This window comes from Enterobacter cloacae complex sp. 277I4, assembly GCF_050031465.1.
In the GTDB taxonomy this organism is placed as follows: domain Bacteria; phylum Pseudomonadota; class Gammaproteobacteria; order Enterobacterales; family Enterobacteriaceae; genus Enterobacter; species Enterobacter cloacae.
Genome location: NZ_JBLGWC010000001.1, coordinates 514,519 through 534,382, shown reverse-complemented (window position 1 = coordinate 534,382; position 19,864 = coordinate 514,519). Strand labels below are relative to the sequence as shown.

At 57.0% G+C, this 19,864-nt stretch carries 22 protein-coding genes; 6 read left to right on the top strand and 16 right to left on the bottom strand.

Annotation, left to right across the window (positions count from 1 at the left end):
• Positions 1-2: 2 nt before the first annotated feature.
• Together nrdD and nrdG are read left to right on the top strand one after the other, a co-directional pair.
• Positions 3-2,141 carry an anaerobic ribonucleoside-triphosphate reductase gene (gene nrdD / locus ACQG19_RS02570; protein WP_246932100.1) on the top strand — a complete coding sequence of 713 codons (2,139 nt, stop codon included), beginning with the start codon at positions 3-5 and terminating at the stop codon, positions 2,139-2,141.
• A gap of 122 nt (positions 2,142-2,263) precedes the next feature.
• Entirely contained in the window at positions 2,264-2,728 is a 465-nt protein-coding gene (nrdG, locus tag ACQG19_RS02565) for an anaerobic ribonucleoside-triphosphate reductase-activating protein (RefSeq protein WP_013095356.1), read from the top strand.
• Positions 2,729-2,731: 3 nt separating this feature from the next.
• On the opposite strand, the gene ACQG19_RS02560 is transcribed toward nrdG, so the two are convergent.
• The 12 genes from ACQG19_RS02560 to ACQG19_RS02505 all read right to left on the bottom strand — a co-directional run bounded on the left by ACQG19_RS02560 (position 2,732) and on the right by ACQG19_RS02505 (position 12,001).
• Positions 2,732-3,016: a type II toxin-antitoxin system RelE family toxin gene (locus tag ACQG19_RS02560; protein ID WP_222169090.1), complete on the bottom strand. Its 285-nt coding sequence runs from the start codon at positions 3,014-3,016 to the stop codon at positions 2,732-2,734.
• The gene (locus ACQG19_RS02555) at positions 3,006-3,248 is read right to left on the bottom strand and encodes a type II toxin-antitoxin system RelB/DinJ family antitoxin (RefSeq protein ID WP_008501400.1); all 243 of its coding nucleotides are present in this window, start codon (positions 3,246-3,248) and stop codon (positions 3,006-3,008) included. Before ACQG19_RS02555 ends, ACQG19_RS02560 begins: the two co-directional genes overlap by 11 nt.
• Positions 3,249-3,325: 77 nt before the next feature.
• Positions 3,326-5,236 (bottom strand): BglG family transcription antiterminator, encoded by a 1,911-nt coding sequence (locus tag ACQG19_RS02550; RefSeq protein ID WP_151347751.1) that lies wholly within the window; start codon positions 5,234-5,236, stop codon positions 3,326-3,328.
• A gap of 19 nt (positions 5,237-5,255) precedes the next feature.
• Positions 5,256-6,392, bottom strand: a complete 1,137-nt coding sequence (locus ACQG19_RS02545) for a lactonase family protein (protein ID WP_222169091.1) — start codon at positions 6,390-6,392, stop codon at positions 5,256-5,258.
• Between the two features lie 126 nt (positions 6,393-6,518).
• Entirely contained in the window at positions 6,519-7,259 is a 741-nt protein-coding gene (dagF, locus tag ACQG19_RS02540) for a 2-dehydro-3-deoxy-phosphogluconate aldolase (protein WP_013095353.1), read from the bottom strand.
• Positions 7,256-8,374 (bottom strand): DgaE family pyridoxal phosphate-dependent ammonia lyase, encoded by a 1,119-nt coding sequence (locus tag ACQG19_RS02535; protein ID WP_222169092.1) that lies wholly within the window; start codon positions 8,372-8,374, stop codon positions 7,256-7,258. Before ACQG19_RS02535 ends, dagF begins: the two co-directional genes overlap by 4 nt.
• Positions 8,358-9,491, bottom strand: a complete 1,134-nt coding sequence (locus ACQG19_RS02530) for an amidohydrolase/deacetylase family metallohydrolase (RefSeq protein ID WP_038418558.1) — start codon at positions 9,489-9,491, stop codon at positions 8,358-8,360. The genes ACQG19_RS02535 and ACQG19_RS02530 overlap by 17 nt, the downstream gene beginning before the upstream one ends.
• A gap of 42 nt (positions 9,492-9,533) precedes the next feature.
• Positions 9,534-10,175, bottom strand: a complete 642-nt coding sequence (locus ACQG19_RS02525; protein ID WP_013095350.1) for a DUF4310 family protein — start codon at positions 10,173-10,175, stop codon at positions 9,534-9,536.
• A 13-nt stretch (positions 10,176-10,188) separates the two neighbouring features.
• The gene (locus tag ACQG19_RS02520; RefSeq protein ID WP_006810337.1) at positions 10,189-10,965 is read right to left on the bottom strand and encodes a DUF4311 domain-containing protein; all 777 of its coding nucleotides are present in this window, start codon (positions 10,963-10,965) and stop codon (positions 10,189-10,191) included.
• Positions 10,966-10,987: 22 nt separating this feature from the next.
• The gene (locus ACQG19_RS02515; RefSeq protein ID WP_006810338.1) at positions 10,988-11,287 is read right to left on the bottom strand and encodes a DUF4312 family protein; all 300 of its coding nucleotides are present in this window, start codon (positions 11,285-11,287) and stop codon (positions 10,988-10,990) included.
• A gap of 2 nt (positions 11,288-11,289) precedes the next feature.
• Positions 11,290-11,652 carry an SFCGS family glycine-rich protein gene (locus tag ACQG19_RS02510; RefSeq protein WP_006179053.1) on the bottom strand — a complete coding sequence of 121 codons (363 nt, stop codon included), beginning with the start codon at positions 11,650-11,652 and terminating at the stop codon, positions 11,290-11,292.
• A gap of 10 nt (positions 11,653-11,662) precedes the next feature.
• The gene (locus ACQG19_RS02505; protein ID WP_028027887.1) at positions 11,663-12,001 is read right to left on the bottom strand and encodes a glycine dehydrogenase; all 339 of its coding nucleotides are present in this window, start codon (positions 11,999-12,001) and stop codon (positions 11,663-11,665) included.
• A 417-nt stretch (positions 12,002-12,418) separates the two neighbouring features.
• Between ACQG19_RS02505 and ACQG19_RS02500 the strand changes: the two genes are divergently transcribed.
• Complete coding sequence (locus ACQG19_RS02500) at positions 12,419-12,574, top strand: Hok/Gef family protein (RefSeq protein ID WP_020688727.1); 156 nt, start codon at positions 12,419-12,421, stop codon at positions 12,572-12,574.
• A 69-nt stretch (positions 12,575-12,643) separates the two neighbouring features.
• On the opposite strand, the gene cybC is transcribed toward ACQG19_RS02500, so the two are convergent.
• Positions 12,644-13,030, bottom strand: coding sequence for a cytochrome b562 (gene cybC, locus ACQG19_RS02495; protein WP_013095348.1), 387 nt, complete (start codon positions 13,028-13,030; stop codon positions 12,644-12,646).
• Positions 13,031-13,070: 40 nt separating this feature from the next.
• Positions 13,071-14,423 (bottom strand): metalloprotease PmbA, encoded by a 1,353-nt coding sequence (gene pmbA / locus ACQG19_RS02490; RefSeq protein WP_032618803.1) that lies wholly within the window; start codon positions 14,421-14,423, stop codon positions 13,071-13,073.
• Between the two features lie 95 nt (positions 14,424-14,518).
• Here pmbA and yjgA point away from each other — a divergent pair, with 95 nt between their 5' ends.
• Positions 14,519-15,070 carry a ribosome biogenesis factor YjgA gene (gene yjgA, locus ACQG19_RS02485; RefSeq protein WP_008501414.1) on the top strand — a complete coding sequence of 184 codons (552 nt, stop codon included), beginning with the start codon at positions 14,519-14,521 and terminating at the stop codon, positions 15,068-15,070.
• Between the two features lie 101 nt (positions 15,071-15,171).
• Here yjgA and mpl read toward each other — a convergent pair whose 3' ends face one another.
• On the bottom strand, positions 15,172-16,545 hold the full coding sequence (gene mpl, locus ACQG19_RS02480) for a UDP-N-acetylmuramate:L-alanyl-gamma-D-glutamyl-meso-diaminopimelate ligase (RefSeq protein ID WP_013095346.1): 1,374 nt from the start codon (positions 16,543-16,545) through the stop codon (positions 15,172-15,174).
• Positions 16,546-16,742: 197 nt separating this feature from the next.
• Between mpl and fbp the strand changes: the two genes are divergently transcribed.
• Together fbp and ACQG19_RS02470 are read left to right on the top strand one after the other, a co-directional pair.
• Positions 16,743-17,741 carry a class 1 fructose-bisphosphatase gene (gene fbp, locus ACQG19_RS02475; protein WP_013095345.1) on the top strand — a complete coding sequence of 333 codons (999 nt, stop codon included), beginning with the start codon at positions 16,743-16,745 and terminating at the stop codon, positions 17,739-17,741.
• A 145-nt stretch (positions 17,742-17,886) separates the two neighbouring features.
• Positions 17,887-18,246, top strand: coding sequence for a LysR family transcriptional regulator (locus ACQG19_RS02470; RefSeq protein ID WP_246932104.1), 360 nt, complete (start codon positions 17,887-17,889; stop codon positions 18,244-18,246).
• Here the strand turns inward: ACQG19_RS02470 and ACQG19_RS02465 are convergent.
• A complete protein-coding gene (locus ACQG19_RS02465; protein ID WP_097536000.1) occupies positions 18,218-19,789 on the bottom strand; it encodes a methyl-accepting chemotaxis protein in 1,572 nt (523 codons plus the stop codon). The two genes, ACQG19_RS02470 and ACQG19_RS02465, sit on opposite strands and share 29 nt — an antisense overlap.
• Positions 19,790-19,864: the final 75 nt, after the last annotated feature.

The following is a 19,864-nucleotide window of genomic DNA, read 5'->3' as shown; positions in this document are numbered from 1 at the left end:
TCATGACACCGCATGTGATGAAACGTGATGGCTGTAAAGTGCCGTTTAAATCAGAGCGCATTCAGGAAGCCATTCTGCGTGCAGCTAAAGCAGCGGGAGTCGATGACGCAGATTACTGCGCCACCGTCGCAGACGTCGTTAGCCGCCAGATGAACGAACGCAGCCAGGTGGATATCAGCGAGATCCAGACTGCGGTTGAGAACCAGCTGATGTCTGGTCCTTACAAGCAGTTAGCGCGCGCTTATATTGAGTACCGCCACGACCGCGACGTCCAGCGTGAGAAGCGCGGTCGTCTGAATCAGGAAATCCGGGGTCTGGTCGAGCAGACCAACTCCGCCCTGCTCAATGAAAACGCCAATAAAGACAGCAAGGTGATCCCGACCCAGCGCGACCTGCTGGCCGGTATCGTGGCTAAACACTACGCCCGTCAGCATCTGTTGCCGCGCGACGTGGTATCGGCGCACGAGCGCGGTGAGATCCACTACCACGATCTCGACTACTCGCCGTTCTTCCCGATGTTTAACTGCATGCTGATCGACCTCAAAGGCATGCTGACCCACGGTTTTAAAATGGGTAACGCCGAGATTGAGCCGCCGAAGTCCATCTCCACAGCGACGGCCGTCACGGCGCAGATTATCGCCCAGGTCGCGAGCCACATTTACGGCGGCACCACCATTAACCGCATTGATGAAGTGCTGGCCCCGTTTGTTACCGCCAGCTTTAAGAAGCACCGTAAAACGGCGGAAGAGTGGCAGATCCCCGATGCTGACGGCTACGCCCATTCCCGCACCGAGAAAGAGTGCTATGACGCGTTCCAGTCGCTGGAGTACGAGGTGAACACGCTGCATACCGCGAATGGTCAGACGCCGTTTGTCACGTTCGGCTTTGGTCTGGGAACCAGCTGGGAATCGCGTCTGATTCAGCAGTCCATTCTGCGTAACCGTATCTCCGGTCTTGGCAAAAACCGCAAAACGGCGGTGTTCCCGAAACTGGTATTCGCCATCCGCGACGGCCTGAACCATAAGTTTGGTGACCCGAACTACGACATTAAACAGCTGGCGCTGGAGTGCGCGAGCAAGCGTATGTATCCGGACATTCTGAACTACGACCAGGTGGTGAAAGTCACCGGTTCGTTTAAAACCCCGATGGGCTGTCGCAGCTTCCTCGGCGTGTATGAGGACGAAAATGGTGAGCAGGTGCATGACGGCCGCAACAACCTGGGCGTGATAAGCCTGAACCTGCCGCGCATCGCGCTGGAAGCCAAAGGTAATGAAGACACCTTCTGGGCGCTGCTGGATGAGCGTTTACACCTGGCACGTAAAGCGCTGATGACCCGCATAGCCCGTCTGGAAGGGGTCAAGGCACGCGTGGCACCGATCCTCTATATGGAAGGGGCCTGCGGCGTACGTCTGAAAGCGGACGACGATGTGTCTGAGATCTTCAAAAACGGTCGTGCGTCGATCTCGCTGGGCTATATCGGCATTCACGAAACCATCAACGCCCTGTTTGGCAACACGCATATGTATGACAGCGACGCGCTGCGCGAGAAAGGCATCGCCATTGTTCAGCGCCTGCGCGATGCCGTTGACCAGTGGAAAGAAGAGACCGGCTACGGCTTTAGCCTGTACAGCACGCCGAGCGAAAACCTGTGTGACCGTTTCTGCCGTCTGGACACCGCCGAGTTCGGTATTGTGGAAGGGGTGACTGATAAAGGTTACTACACCAACAGCTTCCACCTGGACGTGGAGAAAAAGGTTAACCCGTACGACAAGATTGACTTTGAAGCGGCTTATCCCCCTATCGCCAGCGGCGGCTTTATCTGCTACGGCGAATACCCGAACATCCAGCACAACCTTAAAGCGCTGGAAGACGTGTGGGATTACAGCTATCAGCACGTGCCGTATTACGGCACCAACACGCCTATCGACGAGTGCTACGAGTGCGGCTTTACCGGCGAGTTTGAGTGTACCAGTAAAGGCTTTACCTGCCCGAAATGCGGCAACCACGATGCGGCCCGCGTATCGGTAACCCGCCGCGTGTGCGGCTATCTTGGCAGCCCGGATGCGCGTCCGTTCAACGCCGGTAAGCAGGAAGAGGTGAAACGCCGCGTGAAGCATTTAGGGAATGGGCAGATCGGGTAAGTTCCGTGTTCTCCCCCTCACCCTAGCCCTCTCCCTCAAGGGAGAGGGAACTCTTCCCCCTCTCCCCGTGGGAGAGGGCCGGGGTGAGGGCATCAGCGCGCATACATTCTCTGGACATTTCTATGCGATATCACCAGTACTACCCCGTCGACATCGTTAACGGCCCCGGCACCCGCTGCACTCTTTTTGTCTCAGGCTGCGTGCACGAATGCCCTGGCTGCTACAACAAAAGCACCTGGCGGCTCAATTCCGGCATGCCGTTTACTGCCGAGGTGGAAGACCGGATCATTAACGACCTCAACGACACCCGCATCAAACGCCAGGGGATTTCGCTCTCCGGCGGCGATCCGCTGCATCCGCAAAACGTGCCGGAGATCCTGAAGCTGGTGAAACGCATTCGCCGCGAGTGCGCAGGAAAAGATATCTGGGTCTGGACGGGCTATAAGCTGGACGAGCTGAACGCGCAGCAAAGGGAAGTGGTGGATCTGATTAACGTGCTGGTCGACGGCAAATTTGTACAGGATTTAAAAGACCCGGCGCTTATCTGGCGCGGCAGCAGTAACCAGGTTGTGCATCATTTGCGCTGAACGCTATAGCCGTTTGTTAGCATCGTGATATACGGTTAATTTCTCTCTTTTCCCAATAGCGATGACAACTACCGTTACCACGTTGTCCTGAACCTGATAGACCAAACGGTAACCCTGGGATCTGAGTTTTATTTTGTAGCAATCAGGCAGGGTATGCAGACGGGCCGATTCGATCCGGGGGTTTACCAACACCTCGGCAAGTTTCTTCCTGAACTGCTTTTTTACAGTCTCCCCCAGCTTGCTCCACTCTTTTAACGCCCTCGGGTCAAATTCCAGTTCATAAGTCATCCAGACTAACCTTAATTCCCTTTTGCGGATTAGCCAGTCGCTCCCGGACTGTCTGTATCAGCGCATCTTCGCTGTCGCTAATCGTGACCGTTTTCACCGGCATGCGCCCCGTCTCCGCAACGTACTGAAAAAGGAGTCGCACGGCTTCTGTTGGGGTGATATTGAGTTTTTCCAGCACGGCATAAGCCTCGTTTTTGAGTTTGTCATCCAGACGGACGTTAAGCGTAGCCATTATGCCTCCAGGCGAATCGAATGTGTAATGCAGTTTAGCATTACATTCGCATTACATCGAATTCTGGATAACGCCTCTCAAAACCGGCTCAAACTCTCCATCGCCACCGCCTTAAACTCGGCAAAATCTCCGCAGCTACAGAGCCGTGACATCGCACGTTCGCGCAGGAAGGTGACGAAAATATCGTAGATCGCCATCGCCTCTTCGTATTCGCTTTTGCTGATGGCGAGCAGGAAGATAACGTGGGCGGTTTCGTCGCCCCACTGGACGCCGTGCGGGGCGAGCACGGTATAGACCACCGTTTTCTGTGCCAGCAGGCCAAGGGAGTGCGGCAGCGCGATGCCGTCGCCGAGCATGGTGCTGACGATGGCTTCACGCTCAACGACCGAGTCGAGGAACTCAGCCCCCACAAAGCCCTCCTCTTCAAGCTGGACGCAGAGCTCGCGGAACAGCGTTTGCTGGTCCACAGGGGCGTTGAGAATACGGAAATGCGCAGCGTCGAAGTATTTGTCCAGCATCCACGGACGGGTTCTGTCAACCAGCACCAGCTTGCCAATCTGCTCCAGCTGGTAGTCCGTCGGGAACGGGGCGATCATCACCACCGGCTTAGACTTTTCACTGACGCGGGCAGTTGAGATCACAAAGTCTTCGTTAATGGATTCCGTCTGCTCGTACTCGCGAAGCGTAAGCGTGCGTGTGACCTCAATCTGCGGGTATTTGCGCTGCAGCACCGCCTCAATCATACGCACCATGGCATTACCGGCATCGCACACCAGCAGCACGCGCGGCTGGCGCTGGTAGCCAATGTTGTAGTGGCGCTCCAGCCCGACGCCAATATGCAGCACCAGGAAGCCAATCTCGTTTTCGCTGATCACATACGGCGTGTATTTGCCCCAGCTTGAGACTGCCGCCAGCGTCATATCCCACGCCATCGGATAGTGTTGCTTGATGTTATCCAGCAGCGGATTCGGGATCATGATTTGATACCGCACGCGGGTGATCATGGTTTTGATATGGGTAAGCAGATCCGCATGCAGCTGCTCGTCGCTGAGCAGGTTGTAGTTATAGTGGGTGTTGATATAGCGCAGGATGTAGTTGACCAGCGCTTCGTCGTCATCCGCATTGATGGCGCTCGGCGCGATATCCTGGATCTGCCGCGCGGCGATATGCACGCACAGCCAGCTCTCTTCCGAAGGGGACAGCGCTTTGCCCGCCAGTTGCTGAATGGTCACCGCGATATCTTTCGCCGCGTCACGCACATTCTCTTCCACATCTTCGGCGTGGAATTCCGGCAGTGGATACCCCTCGCTGATCCGGCGCACCGACACCGCGCAGTAGAGTCGCAGGAACAGCTCGCCTTCGTCGGTCAGGCGGATGTGATGCCGCGTCAGCGCCTCGTGCAGTACGGGCACCATCTGCTCTGCTACTCCGGCATTGAGCGCCACGTCGGTCACCAGCGGGTTCAGGCTGTCCTGCTGGGCCAGCTCCCAGAGCAGATCGGTCAGACAGGCGCGGGTCGCCATCTCACTGCCAAACAGCTTCATGCCGTGGCGTGGACGCGTTTCCAGCGTCAGGTTGTAGCGGTGGAACCACTCCCGCACCTCCACCATATCGCTCTGCAGCGTGGCGCGGCTGACGAACCACTCATCGGCCAGGTCTTCCAGCTTGAGTGAAAACGCCGAGGTGAGAAAACGCACCACCAGATAATGCACGCGCTCCGGCCCGGTACGGGGAATGCGCAGCGCGCGCGGATGGGAAGCCTGTAGCTGCTGATAACGTACCGCATCGTCAATTTTGAGCTGGTAGCCATTGCCGCGGCTGAGAATAAACTGCGCGCCGTGGCTTGCCAGCAGCGCGTTCAGGGCGGAAATATCCGCCCGGACGGTTCGCGTGGAGACCGACAGCCGCTGCGCCAGCTCGTCCTGCGGCAGCGTCTCGTTTTGCAACAGATCAAAAAGTTGCGCTAAACGTTGGTTCGGAAATCGCACGTCGTTGTCCTCTTACTGCTCAGGGTGAAATGACCATCTGGGATGGGCTGCCGACCGGGGTGTAGTCTGACTCAAAGCTTAGCTTGCCGTCCTGACCGACGCGGAAACGGGTAATGTTGTCGCTGCGCTGGTTCATGACGTACAGCCAGCGCCCCTGTTTATCGAGCGTCAGGGTGCGCGGGTAGTCGCCACGCGTCCAGACATCGTCCTGATGCGTCAGCGTGCCCTCCGCTGTTACGGTAAAATGCCCGATGCTGTTATGCAAACGGTTAGCCACGTACAGCTGTTTACCATCTGCACTCAGCGCCAGTCCGGCCGCAAAACTGGTGCCTTTGTAACCTTCTGGCAGCGCGGAGAGCGTTTTGCCCTCTTTCAGCCTGCCGTTGCTGTCCAGCGTATAATGGGTGAGCGTAGACGCCTCTTCGTTAATCAGCCACAGCGCATCCCCCTTCGGCGTAAAGGCAAAGTGCCGCGGCCCGGCTCCTTTTGAGGAGGCGCTGATAAACGGCGGATCGTTCGGCGTCAGCTTGCCGGTTCGATCGTCAAAGCGGTACTGATAGATACGATCCAGCCCCAGATCGGTGGAAAACACATATTTCCCGCTCGGATCGGCGGCGATCATGTGCGCATGGGGGCCATTATGATCGCTGATAGCAAAACTGCCTTCTGCTGCCGCCTCCGGTTTCGCAGCGCCTGGCTCACCCTGATCCTGATGCCGATCCGTGGCGTCACCCAGGCTGCCATCGGCTTTGATCGGCAGCACTGCGATCGATCCGCTTACGTAGTTCGCCACCAGCAGATGCTGACCGTTCGGCGTGAGCGAAAGATACACCGGCCCCGCACCGCCGGAGGAGACCTGATTCAGCTCGCTCAGCTCGCCGTTATCATCTATCCGCAGCGCCTGCACCACGCCCTGCTCCACTTCGCTTGCCAGATACAGCGTTTTGCCATCGTGCGAGACGGCCAGCTGCGCGGCGTTCGGCAGCTGACTCACCAGCGTTTTATCGCCGAGCGCACCGGTGCTCGGGTCGACGGTAAAGCGGTACAGCCCTTCCCCGTTGGGGTTATAGGTGCCGACCCAGGCGTACTGCGGCTGGGCGATAGCGGCGTTAGCCAGTAAAGAGAGTGAAGCGACAAGCAGGGTACGGGTGTGCATGGTGGCTCCTTTGGGGTTATGCGGTGTGTTCCCCCCTCACCCTAACCCTTTCCCCAAAGGGGAGAGGGGACGATTACACCCTCTCCCCTTTGGGGAGAGGGCTGGGGTGAGGGGTAAGGTTTTGTTTTACTTCACCAGCTTCTTCGTCATCGCAAGCAGCGTACGCACATCTTCCGGACGCGTATCGCCGCTGGCTTTATCGATAATCGAACTATAAATATGCGGAATGATTTTGCTCACGCCCGCGTCCAGGGCGATCTGCAGGATCGCCTCGTAGTTTTCCAGATCGATTCCCCCGGTCGGCTCCAGCCAGAAGTCGTGACGGGCGCAGGCTTCCGCCACGGCCAGGTATTCGTCACGGCACTTCAGGCCGCCCATCGGAAAGTATTTGACTGAACTGCCGCCAAAATCTTTCAGCAGGGCGATCGCCGTTTCAACCGGCACAATGCCGTCCGGTGCCGCGCTGCTCAGCGGGCCGGTGGAGATTTTTACCATCCCGACGGTGCCGGTCGGGGAGACCAGACCGTTGACCACCGAATCATTCTGCCCCAGCAGCGCACGGCTGGTGGCTACACCAGTGAAAACCTGGTTAACGTGCTGCGGCTGCACCTGACGGGAGATTTCGCTCACCATCGCCGACTGGTTCGGGTCACCCGCCCCCAGGCCTACCGAGAGCGCGTTATCAATCAGCGCCGCGTACTCGCGCATATCAGCAACCGCGCTGGGCACGTCCGGGTAATTTTTGGAGAGCACGCCCACCAGCACATGACCTTCCGCCGCCTCGTAAATGGCGCTGGCGTTCGCTTTTGAGCCTGCCAGCACGTTCAGGCAGACGCGGTCACGGTAAAAATTGGGGGTCAGTTTCATGCCTTTTTCTCCTGTCCTAACACTTCGCTTATGCGGCGGTAAACAATGTTCAGCTGGTCAGCGTTCACGCTGCGCACGTCCGCTTCGATAATCCCTTCGTTGGCCTTGTAGCCGCGGAAATAAATGGCGTATTCGCCCTGCTTCAGGGCATTCACCAGCTCGCCGGTGCCGATGCCGGTTACGGCTTCGTCGAACTTAATCTCGGTACGCGCGATATCGCGACCGGCGCTGTCCCAGACCACGCGCGCGGTAACGCCGTTCAGGGTGTTGAGCGCGTCGATAAACGGCGTCATCTTCGCCACCATCTCCGCCCCGCTCTCTTTAGTCGCCGTCAGGTAGTGTTCGATGGCGCAGGTCAGGCCGAGGATCCCCTCTTTACCCACCTTCATGGCGCGGCCAATGCCCGCCGTCTGGCGCTTCACCCACTCAACGTACTGGGTCTTGCCGATCACCAGGCCGCTGGTGGGCCCTTCGATCGCTTTCGCGCCGCTGTAGATCACCAGGTCGGCGCCGGAGCGGTAATAGGTATGCAGATCTTCTTCCGCTGCGGCATCGACGATCAGGGGCAGATCGTGTTTGCGCGCCACGACCGCTGCCTGCTCAACGCTGAGCATGCTTTTCTGCACGCAGTGGTGCGATTTGATGTAAAGGATCGCCGCGGTGCGCGGGGTGATGGCCGCCGCCAGCTGCTCGGCTGAGCATTCGTTAGCGTAGCCCGCTTCCACCAGCTTGCCGCCGCCCAGCGCCACCATGGTGCCCACCGGCGCGCCAAAGTTAACGTTGTGCCCTTTCGGCAGCACGATTTCGTTGTTCTCAATTGGGGTAACGTGCAGGTTTTCCAGCAGCCAGTCGCTGTCTTTCACCAGCACCGCCGCCACGGACTGGGCGATGCCCGCGGATGCGCAGGAGACCACCGTCGCGCCCTCCACATCCAGCAGCTTCGCGATGTATTCCCCGGTTTTATTGACCAGATCTTTCATCTCGAAATAGTGATTCATGCCGTCCATCGCCGCCTGCACCACCTCCGGGCGCGGCGTGGAGACACCCAGCGCCGTCATGCGGCCGGAGGTGTTGATAACCTGCTTTAAGTTGTACTTCTCATAAATCGAAGGCATGTTCCGTGCTCCCTTGTTCGGTCATGTAGCCCTTGCCCGCGCGGATCGCGGCAAGCGGCACCAGAATGTGTTCAGCCTGCAGGCTGTCGTTTTCAGCATCCGTCAGCACCGTCGGCTGACGTTTAAGGGTGAACAGCGTCAGGTCGGCGTCGAGGCCGGGTTCGATACGCCCTTTGCGCGTCAGGCGCAGGCCGTCGGCGGCGTTGGCGGTGACGCAGTCAATCACCTGCGGCAATGACATGCCGATGGCGAGGAATTTCGACATCACGCTCGAAAGCGAGCCCACCGGGCCGTTGATGCGGTTGCGGCAGTAGATATCCGAGCTGATGGTGTGCGGCAGAATGCCCATCGCGATGGCGCGTTTCGCCACTTCAAAGCTGAAGCTCGCCGTACCGTGGCCTACGTCCAGCCGCACACCGCGTTTCAGGGCGGAGGTGATGGAGGCGCGCAGCTCGCCGGAGGGCGTCAGAATGCGGTTTGGCTTGCCGTTGTAGCAGTGGGTAATGATGTCGCCCGAACTCAGCAGCTCGGCAATTTCGTCGAGGTTAGGCGGGTTATTGCCGATGTGCACCATCAGCGGCAGGTCGCCGTTCTCTTTCTGAATGGCTTTCGCGCGCTCCAGCGGCGTAATACCATTTTCACCCACCACGCTGCTGCTCATGCGCGCTTTCAGCCCGACGATAAAATCAGGATGCCGTTTCACCGCCTGCTTCACGGCATCGGCATCAATATTCGCCATATTGGCCAGCTCGTTCTGGGCAATCAGCCCCACGCGGGAGATATTCAGCAGGGCAAAGACCTCGGTTGAGGCTTTGCGGGTGATTTCGTAGAAATCGTCCACGTCGTCGGCACCGGTACTGCCCGCATCCACCACGGTGGTGACGCCAGTGGCAATACCCACGCTGTCCGGTTCGTCGTGGTAAATAGGGGAGTTCGGGTAGCAGTGGACGTGGGAGTCGATCCAGCCTGCGCTGACGAACACGTCACCGTTCAGCTCCACCGTTTTGCGGGCGGGAGCGTCTATATCGCCTGTTGCGGCAATTTTCCCGTCCAGAATGGCGATATCGGTCAGGGTATCGTCGCTAAGGCGCGCACGGCGCAGGAGTAAATCAAACATGGGGTTCTCCTGATAAGGCGGGCGCCAGCGCGCCCGCAGGTATTAAAGGGCGACCGGGAACAACCAGCCTAAAATCATGGCGCCAAGGATGGCACCGCCGGTGATCGGCTTCTGCCAGATGTAGAACAGCAGCGCGCCCAGCAGGGAACCGACGCCAATCGGAATGGAAGCGGTCATGGCGCTGAGGATAATCAACGGCCCCAGAAAACGACCGGAGGCATTGCCCGCGCCCATCATCACGTCCGCCCCGTAGGTGGAGTTGCTCTGGTTGATGGTGAACTTACGCGCCAGGATGATGACGTAGCCGATCGCCAGACCAATCACCAGGCCGGTAATCAGCGAGGCAATGAAGTTGGTCACCGGGAACATGATCCCCGCGCCCAGCAGCAGTGCTGGCACACCCAGACCCACGCCGGTCTGGATCGCCCCGCCGATGTCGAGGATCCCTACCAGCGATCCTTCGATGATACGGGCGAACAGGAAGCTTGCGCCGAACGCCGCCACTGCGCCGTATACGCCGGTATCAATTCCCGCCTTCAGCATCGCCACGAAGGCCACTTCGTTAAACGCGCCGATGCCGTAGAGGTAGTACATGTGCGTCCCGGCAAACACGCCGGAGGAGAGCAGGCCAACGAAGATCGGGAACGACCAGTCGGCATACCAAAAACCTTTATTCTGTTCCATGTAGAGGCTCCTGTTATTTACCGCTGAGCGAGTTGTGGATCATGTCGAGCCAGTTCGGCACGGTCAGATGGAAGGATTCAATCATCTTCATGTCGAAGCCGCGGAAGAAGCCGCTCAGCACGAAGAGCAGAACGATGGCCGCCATCATCACTTTGGTGACGTGGTTCCAGCCGCTCTCTTCCACGCCTTTACCGATCAGGATCCCCAGTACCAGGCCCGGTACGGCGTTACCCATAATCAGCTGCGCCGCGCCGCCGAAGATGGTCGCCCAGAAGCCGGATTTTTTACCCGCGTCGATGGCCGCCAGCCAGAAGATCACCGGCATCACGGTGTTCACCAGCAGGTTTGCCGCCGGTACCAGCACCTTCACGGCGGTGACCTGCAGTGCGGCCGGAACAGACGAGGCAGTCAGGTTAAGGAAGGTGACGACAATCATGCCGATGATGCCGCAGGCAATCGCCATCTTGCGGGGATCGTGCAGCGTTTCGCCGACGTTACGGTTTTTGATCATCAAGGCTGCAGCACCCCAGTTTGGGATGATGCGGTGGTCTACGTCCTGTGTGAAGGCACCTGCGGCCACGGAAGAGGCCCAGGCGTTAAAGAAGAAGCCTAACCCAAAGGAGAAGTGAGAAGCCGGATCCCCTTCGCAGGAGTTCAGTTCCCCCAACGTACGAAACGCGCCCATACCCTGAGTGGTAGGCGCATGAAACATGCGTGCAGCCCCGGCTCCAACACCGACGCCTACCAGGCCGCCAATGATGAGCGATTTTATTAATATAATTAAGAACATCAGTCTGCCCTTTTATGAATAATCAGCGTTGCGTGACGAAATCCACCTGGTCGAGATTGATGGCGGTCACGTTGACGGTCACATCCAGCTCCACGCTGTAGGTGCGTCTTTCCCGGCGCAAAAAGAAGAACAGAAACGCTTCTTTACGCACCGCTTCTTGCGCCTGAACGACCTGCACATCCTGTGGCTCAATACGCAGTAAGATATGCGGTGAGGCTTTCATCACCGCGGCCTGAACGTGGTTGAGTGCGTCGGCAAAGGCGCGCGCTTTGGCGTCGCCCTTCCCCTTCACTCTCACCGTGGTTGTGAACTGTTCTTTCATGCTTATGCGCCGTGCTTCTTCTGCCACGCCTGCACCAGACGCTCGCCCAGCTCTTCTTTATCCATAAAGCCAAAGCCCAGCACGTTGCAGCCTTCGTTGATGGCGGTCACCCCCTCATCCACGGAGCGCATGCCGTATTTCGCTTTGTAGCCATATTTGGTTTGCGCCGTGATGGCCCCCGCGCCGCCGCTGCCGCAGAAGGAGATGCCGAAGGTGGCGTTTTCCGCTTTCATGACGTCGCCGAGTTTCATATCTGCCGCCATACCCGGCACGACAACCGCACGTCCACCCGCTTTTTCCACACCGGCAGCCACTTTCTGGCCTTTACCCAGGCGATCGCCAATCACGACTGTAATCTGTTCCATGTGTTGCTCCTTAAAGGTTGTCTTTCGCGACTTCAAAGTGAACGGAGAGCAGCCAGGCTTCTTCATCAGGAAGGTTGCCAAACTGCGCTACCACTTCACGGGCGAGCCGCATTGAATCCGGTGAAATTTCGTCGAACAGCTCTGCCTCCACTTCCGGCAGCGGCTCGCCGGTCACGGACCGGTGCGCCATCGCGCGGACATGGGAGGTGAGCATCTGTTCCTGTACTGCATTGGGGATGATGTTGTGCCGGGCCAGCAGGGCATAAACCTGCTGCAGCATGGTGTTCGCGAGCTTTTCTGTTTGCTCCGCCTGATCCCCAACGTCGTTCATTACCGCTCCGTTACTCACTGGTCTTACCCCGTTAATGGCTCTGGAATAAAACTAACGTTGGCGATGGCGGGTTTGTAGCGAGTTGTTTTCCACTTCGAAGTGGAAAGGCGAGCCGCAGCAGTGATCTGTGCCACATAAATAGGCTGAATCTGGATAAATCGCTGTATTTGCGTGATGAATATCACGTTATCTGACGGCAAATACAGGGAGAGCGAAGCGGAAAAGATTACGAGCCGACTCGTAGAAATGTGACGTAGATAAGGTTTTCTTATGGGGATTCGCTAGAGTGGCGGCGGGTGCTTGAGACTGACCGTCTCAGGCATGGGACGGAAAGTGGAAAGCCCCGCCTGATAAAAAATCAGGGCGGGGGCTCGAAACGACACGTCACGACCGTGGAGTTCGCTACCTCGCCCGCTTTAAAGCAAGGAGGCATCCATGAAACGCCAATCCCCAATTATCCGGGTTTTGATGATTATTGCTTTGACAATAATCATCTTAACGCTGGTGACGAGGAAAACACTGTGCGAGATCCGTTTTCGAAACGGCTCGCTTGAAGTGACAGCGCGGATGGAGTGTCGCTCCGGCCAGTAGGGAGCAAAGATGCGGGGGCGCTAACTGCGCCCCCGCATACGGGAAAGGACGTACAGCTCAGGCACCCAATTAACGATACTTTTTGTGATACGTGTTACGCGTCGCGACAAACTGGTCGGCTGCCGCCTGTGCTTCCTTCACTTTGCCTTCGTTAGCGAGCTTCAGCGCGCCGTCAATCTGACCGACCAGCACGTCAAAGCCGTGGCGATAGTCCTTCATCTCTGCGCTGTCTGCCGCTTTGCTTTCCAGCTTTGGCGGGGTCGCTTTTTGCGCGTCCAGCGCCGCTTCACGCATTTTGGTCAATGCGCTTTTCATTTCTGCCGCATTGTCCGTTTTCTGAACGACCTTCAGGTTTTGACTGAGGATGTCCATGTTGTCTTCGAGATCGGCAGCAAACGCAGAAGAGCCAAGAACCAGCGTTGAAGCCGCGACGATCGCTAACAGGTGTTTACGCATTGCTCACTTCCTTTTTTATTATTAAAACGCTTTTCGGGTATTACTGGCCGGCGATTTTCATTTCCGGCAGTAATACAGAACCACACTGTATATTGCTACGTGTTTCAATATCGTTACCGACCGTAACGATATTGCGCCACATGTCCTTCAGGTTGCCGGCGATGGTAATTTCGCTCACCGGATACTGAATCTCGCCGTTTTCGACCCAGAAGCCTGCCGCACCGCGAGAGTAGTCTCCGGTAATGCCGCTCACGCCCTGGCCCATCAGTTCTGTCACCACCAGGCCGGTGCCCATCTCTTTCAGCATCTGCTCGAAGTTCAGGCCCTGTCCGGCAATGCGCCAGTTATGGATGCCCCCCGCATGTCCGGTGCTTTTCAGCCCCAGCTTGCGCGCGGAGTAGTTGGTCAGCAGCCACTGGGTCAGAATGCCGTCCTTAACGATATCGCGGCGTTCCGTGCGCACGCCTTCGCTGTCGAATGGCGTGGAGGCCAGCCCTTTCAGCAGATGCGGGTGCTCTTCAATGGTCAGCCATTCCGGCAGGATCTGTTTGCCCAGTGAGTCGAGCAGGAAGGTCGATTTACGGTAAACTGAGCCGCCCGCGATAGCGCCCACCAGATGGCCAAACAGGCCGGTCGCCACTTCATTGGCAAAAATAACCGGGGCTTTCATGGTGGAGAGCTTACGCGGTGACAGGCGAGACAGCGTGCGTTCAGCACACGCTTTGCCCACCCACTCAGGGGACTGTAAATCCCCCAGCGCGCGGCCGATGGTGTAAGCATAATCCCGCTCCATATCGCCGTTTTCTTCGGCGATCACGCAGCTGGAAAGCGAGTGACGGGTGGAGCAATAGCCCTGCAGCATGCCGTGACTGTTGCCGAAGACTTTGATGCCGTAGTGGCTGTTGAAGCTGCCGCCTTCGGTATTGGTGATGCGTTTATCCGCCTGCAAAGACGCCTGTTCGGCACGCGCGGCCAGCTCAATGGCTTCGTCCGGGGTGACTTCCGCCGGGTGGAAAAGATCGAGATCCGGGGCATCAAACGCCAGCAGATCTTTATCCGCAACGCCTGCATAAGGATCCGGTGAGGTGTAACGCGCAATATCCAGCGCCGCCTGCACGGTACGGGCAATGGCATCGGGGCTGAGATCGGTAGACGACGCGCTGCCTTTGCGGTTCTGGTGATACACCGTGATCCCCAGTGCGCCATCGCTGTTAAATTCTACATTCTCCACTTCGCCATAGCGGGTGCTCACGCTAATGCCGGTGGTTTTGCTGACCGCCACTTCGGCGCCATCTGATTTACCTGAAGCGAGCGTCAGCGCGGTGGAGACGGCTTCTTCCAGAATCTTACGCTGCGCTTCAACTTGTGAGGTTACTTTCATCGCAAATGCCATACTGTAAGAGAGAGTTAACTGAAGTCTAACAGAGAACCGTTTTTCAGTGCGCGTCTTAACTGGTAACATTAGCCTCTTTTTTTAAGGAGCCTGACATGACTAAGCAGCCCGAAGACTGGCTCGACGACGTTCCCGGTGATGACATCGAAGACGAAGATGATGAGATCATCTGGGTCAGTAAAAGTGAAATTAAACGCGACGCCGAAGAGTTAAAACAGCTTGGCGCAGAAATGGTGGAACTGGGTAAAAACGCGCTGGATAAGATCCCGCTCGACCAGGATCTGCGTGATGCCATTGAACTGGCACAGAAAATCAAAAAAGAAGGCCGTCGTCGCCAGCTTCAGCTTATCGGTAAAATGCTGCGTCAGCGCGACGTCGATCCGATCCGCCAGGCGCTGGATAAACTGAAAAACCGCCACAACCAGCAGGTTGCGCTGTTCCACAAGCTGGAGCAGATCCGCGACCGTCTGATTGAACAGGGTGATGATGCGGTACCGGAAGTATTGAACCTGTGGCCGGATGCCGACCGCCAGCAGCTGCGTTCATTGATCCGCAACGCGAAGAAAGAGAAAGAAGGGAATAAGCCGCCGAAGTCCGCGCGTCTGATTTTCCAGTATCTGCGCGAGCTGTCTGAGAACGAAGAGTAATCCGTGCGGTTTTGCGCCGGATGGCGGCGTAAACGCCTTATCCGGCCTACAAGGTCGTGCAATGAGTAGGCCCGGTAAGCGCTAGCGCCACCGGGCTTTTTTTACTCTGCGGCCTCAGCCTTTTTCGCCAGACCGTCCAGCAGCTTCTGATGGATCCCACCAAAACCGCCGTTACTCATCACCAGGATATGGTCACCCGGCTGAGCGGCTTTCACCACCATATCCGCCAGAGCATCAACATCCGCACTCCAGTGCGCAGGCTGAATGCAGGCATCGGCCACTTCAGCTACCTGCCACGGAATATGCTGTGGCTGCAGCAGGAAGACTTCGTCGGCACGCCCTAAGGATGGCGCGAGATCGTCTTTGCAGATGCCCATTTTCATGGTGTTAGAGCGTGGCTCCAGCACCGCCAGAATGCGCGCGGTACCGCCGACCTTGCCGCGTAACGCTGCAAGCGTCGCCAGAATAGCAGTTGGGTGGTGCGCGAAATCGTCATACACGGTTACGCCGTGGGCTTCACCGCGCAGCTCCAGACGGCGACGGGCATTGATAAATGAACCCAGCGCATTCGCCGCGTCCGCAGGCTGAACACCCACATGGCGTGCGGCAGCGATTGCCATCAGGCCGTTATGCATGTTGTGTTCGCCAACCAGGCCCCATTTCACCTCACCCACTTTCTCGCCGTCGAGCCACACTTCCCACTCCGAGGCATCCACGTTGAGTTTTTTCGCCTGCCAGTGGCCCTGCTCACCCACCAGCTCCTGCTCGCTCCAGCAGCCCATCGCCATGGTCTGCTTAAGATTGATGTCGTTCTCCGGCAGGATGATACGGCCCTGACCCGGAACGATGCGCACCAGGTGGTGGAACTGTTTCTGAATGGCTTTCAGATCGTCAAAGATATCCGCATGATCGAACTCAAGGTTGTTGAGGATCAGCGTGCGCGGGCAGTAGTGTACAAACTTGGAGCGCTTGTCGAAGAACGCACAGTCGTACTCATCGGCTTCGATCACAAAGAACGGGCTCTCCCCCAGACGCGCAGACACGTCGAAATTGCCCGGAACACCACCGATCACAAAGCCCGGCTTGTAACCACAGGCTTCAAGGATCCAGGTCGCCATACCAGCGGTGGTGGTTTTACCGTGCGTACCGGCCACGGCAACAACCCAACGGTCACGCAGGACGAAATCATGCAGCCACTGTGGGCCAGACATGAACGGAATATTGCGTTCCAGTACCGCCTCAACGCACGGATTACCTCGCGTCATGGCGTTGCCAATGATCACCAGATCCGGCGCGGGATCCAGCTGGCTGGCATCATAACCCTGAATCAGAGAGATGCCCTGCTTCTCCAGGAGCGTGCTCATCGGCGGATACACATTGGCGTCCGAACCTGTCACTTCATGGCCCAGCGAGCGCGCCAGCATTGCCAGTCCGCCCATGAAAGTGCCACAAATCCCCAATATATGAATGCGCATACGTCACTATCCTTCTTCAATGTGGCGCACATTTTACTCACATGTTAGCGGGTGTGAAACGCATTTCAGGTAAATCCGTATATTGCTGGCGCGATTCACCTCTGCGCTACTATTTGAATATTTGTTAAGATTGTTGGGCATTAGTCGTTTTAGTGAACATACAATCGCTCTACTCACAAAGATGCAGGGAAAGTGTTATGAAAACGTTAGGTGAATTTATTGTCGAAAAGCAGCACGAGTTCTCTCATGCTACCGGTGAACTCACTGCTTTGCTGTCGGCAATAAAGCTGGGCGCTAAGATCATCCACCGTGATATCAACAAGGCCGGTCTGGTCGATATCCTGGGTGCCAGCGGTGCCGAGAACGTTCAGGGCGAGGTTCAGCAGAAACTCGATCTGTTCGCAAATGAAAAACTGAAAGCTGCACTGCGCGCGCGCGACATCGTTGCGGGTATCGCCTCTGAAGAAGAAGATGAAATTGTCGTATTCGAAGGGTGTGAACACGCGAAATACGTTGTTCTGATGGATCCGCTGGACGGCTCCTCCAACATCGACGTTAACGTTTCTGTCGGTACCATTTTCTCCATCTACCGCCGCGTCACGCCTGTTGGCACGCCGGTGACAGAAGAAGATTTCCTGCAGCCTGGCAGTCAGCAGGTTGCTGCCGGTTATGTCGTGTATGGCTCCTCCACCATGCTGGTCTACACCACCGGCTGTGGCGTTCATGCCTTTACTTACGATCCGTCGCTGGGCGTATTCTGCCTGTGTCAGGAACGTATGCGCTTCCCGGAGAAGGGCAACACCTACTCCATCAACGAAGGTAACTACATCAAGTTCCCGACTGGCGTGAAGAAGTACATTAAATTCTGCCAGGAAGAAGATAAAGCGACGCAGCGCCCTTACACCTCCCGCTATATCGGTTCCCTGGTTGCGGATTTCCACCGTAACCTGCTGAAAGGCGGCATTTACCTCTACCCAAGCACCGCCAGCCACCCGGACGGGAAGCTGCGTCTGCTGTATGAATGCAACCCGATGGCGTTCCTGGCGGAACAGGCGGGCGGCAAGGCGAGCGATGGTAAAGAGCGCATTCTGGACATCGTGCCAGAAAGTCTGCACCAGCGTCGTTCCTTCTTCGTCGGCAACAACCATATGGTTGAAGACGTTGAACGTTTTATCCGTGAGTATCCGGACGCGTAATCCCTCTCCCGGGGAGCCGCTCTGGCTCCCCAATACATTTATATAATTTACCGTATAAGTGTTTATAAAAAACGCGCTTTAATATTCAGATTCGCTCCTGCATTATTTCCATAACAGTTTGACAGATATTTCCTGGAGCGCACCCGTGACGAAAAACTATTCCCGTGCCAATACCGGCATCGATTTAAATCTTATTCCTGTCTTTATTGAAGTGGTCCGCTGCGGCAGCATGGCGAAGGCCTCTGTCCGGCTGGAGATGTCACGCCCGGCCGTGAGCCTGGCGTTGAAGCGCTTTAGCCAGCTTTTTGCTGAACCGCTATTTATCCGTAAAGGGTTATATCTTGAACCGACGGAAAAAGCGTTAACCTTAACCCACCAGCTGGAAATATTACTCGGTAATATTCACGATAATATTAGCGCGATTAATTCGTCCGAGAATAATACCCTGGCACAGAATGTACCAGGGTCGGGGAATATTATGCGACACTCTGCGTCGTCAGTTTAAATGATGACATGGCTTCCATCAGCTGGCGCGACTGCTCTTCCAGCGAGCGCGTCGCGGCAGAGGATTGCTGTACCAGCGCCGCATTCTGCTGCGCGGTTTCATCCATCTGATTTACCGCAATATTAACCTGTTCAATACCACGGCTCTGTTCCTGAGACGCGGTGGCAATTTCGCGCATCAGTTTGGTCATGCGCAGCACTTCGGTTGCGATCTCATCCATCGTTTCGCCCGCCTGCTGCGCCAGCTCGCTGCCCTCATTAACGTGGGTCTGCGAGTCGCTGATAAGTGAACGGATCTCTTTTGCCGCATCGGCGCTGCGGCTGGCAAGATTGCGCACCTCGCCCGCAACGACGGCAAAACCGCGCCCCTGCTCGCCCGCACGCGCCGCTTCCACGGAGGCGTTCAGCGCCAGAATGTTGGTCTGGAAGGCAATGCCGTCAATAACGCTCAGAATGTCGGCAATGCGCGCCGAGCTGCCGGAGATATCGCGCATTTTCTCAATCACATAGCAGACCATTTCGCTGCCGTGATCGGCAGTATCCGAGACAGATTTCGCCAGCTGGTGCGCCTGCTCGGCGTTATCCGCGTTGAGTTTCACCGTGGCGGTGATCTCTTCCATGCTGGCGGCGGTCTGCTCCAGCGAGGTCGCGGTGGACTCCGTGCGCTCGGCAAGATCCCTGTTTCCCGCCGTCAGCTCGCGGCTGCCGGTATCAATTTGCGAGCTGGCATCGCGGACCCGCAGCACCGAGTGCATCAGCGACTGGCGCATGCCTTCGATAGCAGCGTTCAGACGGTTGAACTCCTGGCTCGCCGGGGCATTCAGCGTGTGGGTTAAATCCCCCGCGGCGACGTTTTCCAGCTGCGCAATCGACGCCGAGAGCGGCTTGAGCAGCATGTGGCGCAGCACCAGCCAGGCCAGCACAATGATGCCTGCCGTCAGCAGCGCCGCGACAACGATCAGGATCAGAACCCGCGTTTTGCTCGACTGCACGGCGCTGACTTCCGCTTTCCCGCGCGCGTCGCTCCACATCTGGAACGTCTGCATATCGTTATCAAACTGCTTTGCTACCGGAATGAGCTTACTCTCCAGCAGATCGTAATAGCTGTCTGCGCTCTGTTCGTTCAGCGCTTTCAACATTGGGTTGATCCCCTGCTGGTTATAGGCCGCCAGACTGGCCGCCACCTTATCCAGCAACTGCTGTCCCTGGGGATCGGCCACGCCTGCGTCGATCACGCCTTTCAGCGTTTTTTGCGCCAGGGCGATCTCCTGATTAATGCTTTTCACCGATTTCGCGGCATCGTCCAGCAGACCAATTTCCATCATTCTGACGGCCTGGCCCGCCTCGTTGCGCGCACGAAGGATCAGCGTATAGCCAGAATTGAGCTGCACCATCTGCTCACCCTGAAGGTGGTTGATGCGCTGAAGTGACGAAGAACTCTGTGTGAGGGCATAAATGCCAATGCCGCTGACAATCAGCAGCAGAAGGGTCATAACGGCCAGTAAAGAGAGCAAGCCGGTACGAATCGATAGCGTTTTAAGCATGATGTTATTTCCGGTAGCGAGATATTTCTGGGCATAAAAAAAGAGTATCGGCCGCTACCGGAAAATGTTTAGACT

Bases quoted from the DNA above. Each gene is read 5' to 3' on its own strand.
- nrdD (WP_246932100.1), top strand. From the start codon at position 3: ATGACACCGCATGTGATGAAACGTGATGGCTGTAAAGTGCCGTTTAAA.
- ACQG19_RS02525 (WP_013095350.1), bottom strand. From the start codon at position 10,175: ATGGAACAGAATAAAGGTTTTTGGTATGCCGACTGGTCGTTCCCGATC.
- ACQG19_RS02500 (WP_020688727.1), top strand. From the start codon at position 12,419: ATGAAACGCCAATCCCCAATTATCCGGGTTTTGATGATTATTGCTTTG.
- yjgA (WP_008501414.1), top strand. From the start codon at position 14,519: ATGACTAAGCAGCCCGAAGACTGGCTCGACGACGTTCCCGGTGATGAC.
- mpl (WP_013095346.1), bottom strand. From the start codon at position 16,545: ATGCGCATTCATATATTGGGGATTTGTGGCACTTTCATGGGCGGACTG.
- ACQG19_RS02520 (WP_006810337.1), bottom strand. From the start codon at position 10,965: ATGTTCTTAATTATATTAATAAAATCGCTCATCATTGGCGGCCTGGTA.
- cybC (WP_013095348.1), bottom strand. From the start codon at position 13,030: ATGCGTAAACACCTGTTAGCGATCGTCGCGGCTTCAACGCTGGTTCTT.
- ACQG19_RS02510 (WP_006179053.1), bottom strand. From the start codon at position 11,652: ATGGAACAGATTACAGTCGTGATTGGCGATCGCCTGGGTAAAGGCCAG.
- nrdG (WP_013095356.1), top strand. From the start codon at position 2,264: ATGCGATATCACCAGTACTACCCCGTCGACATCGTTAACGGCCCCGGC.
- ACQG19_RS02555 (WP_008501400.1), bottom strand. From the start codon at position 3,248: ATGGCTACGCTTAACGTCCGTCTGGATGACAAACTCAAAAACGAGGCT.
- ACQG19_RS02465 (WP_097536000.1), bottom strand. From the start codon at position 19,789: ATGCTTAAAACGCTATCGATTCGTACCGGCTTGCTCTCTTTACTGGCC.
- ACQG19_RS02515 (WP_006810338.1), bottom strand. From the start codon at position 11,287: ATGAAAGAACAGTTCACAACCACGGTGAGAGTGAAGGGGAAGGGCGAC.
- ACQG19_RS02530 (WP_038418558.1), bottom strand. From the start codon at position 9,491: ATGTTTGATTTACTCCTGCGCCGTGCGCGCCTTAGCGACGATACCCTG.
- ACQG19_RS02545 (WP_222169091.1), bottom strand. From the start codon at position 6,392: ATGCACACCCGTACCCTGCTTGTCGCTTCACTCTCTTTACTGGCTAAC.
- pmbA (WP_032618803.1), bottom strand. From the start codon at position 14,423: ATGGCATTTGCGATGAAAGTAACCTCACAAGTTGAAGCGCAGCGTAAG.
- ACQG19_RS02560 (WP_222169090.1), bottom strand. From the start codon at position 3,016: ATGACTTATGAACTGGAATTTGACCCGAGGGCGTTAAAAGAGTGGAGC.
- fbp (WP_013095345.1), top strand. From the start codon at position 16,743: ATGAAAACGTTAGGTGAATTTATTGTCGAAAAGCAGCACGAGTTCTCT.
- ACQG19_RS02535 (WP_222169092.1), bottom strand. From the start codon at position 8,374: ATGCCTTCGATTTATGAGAAGTACAACTTAAAGCAGGTTATCAACACC.
- dagF (WP_013095353.1), bottom strand. From the start codon at position 7,259: ATGAAACTGACCCCCAATTTTTACCGTGACCGCGTCTGCCTGAACGTG.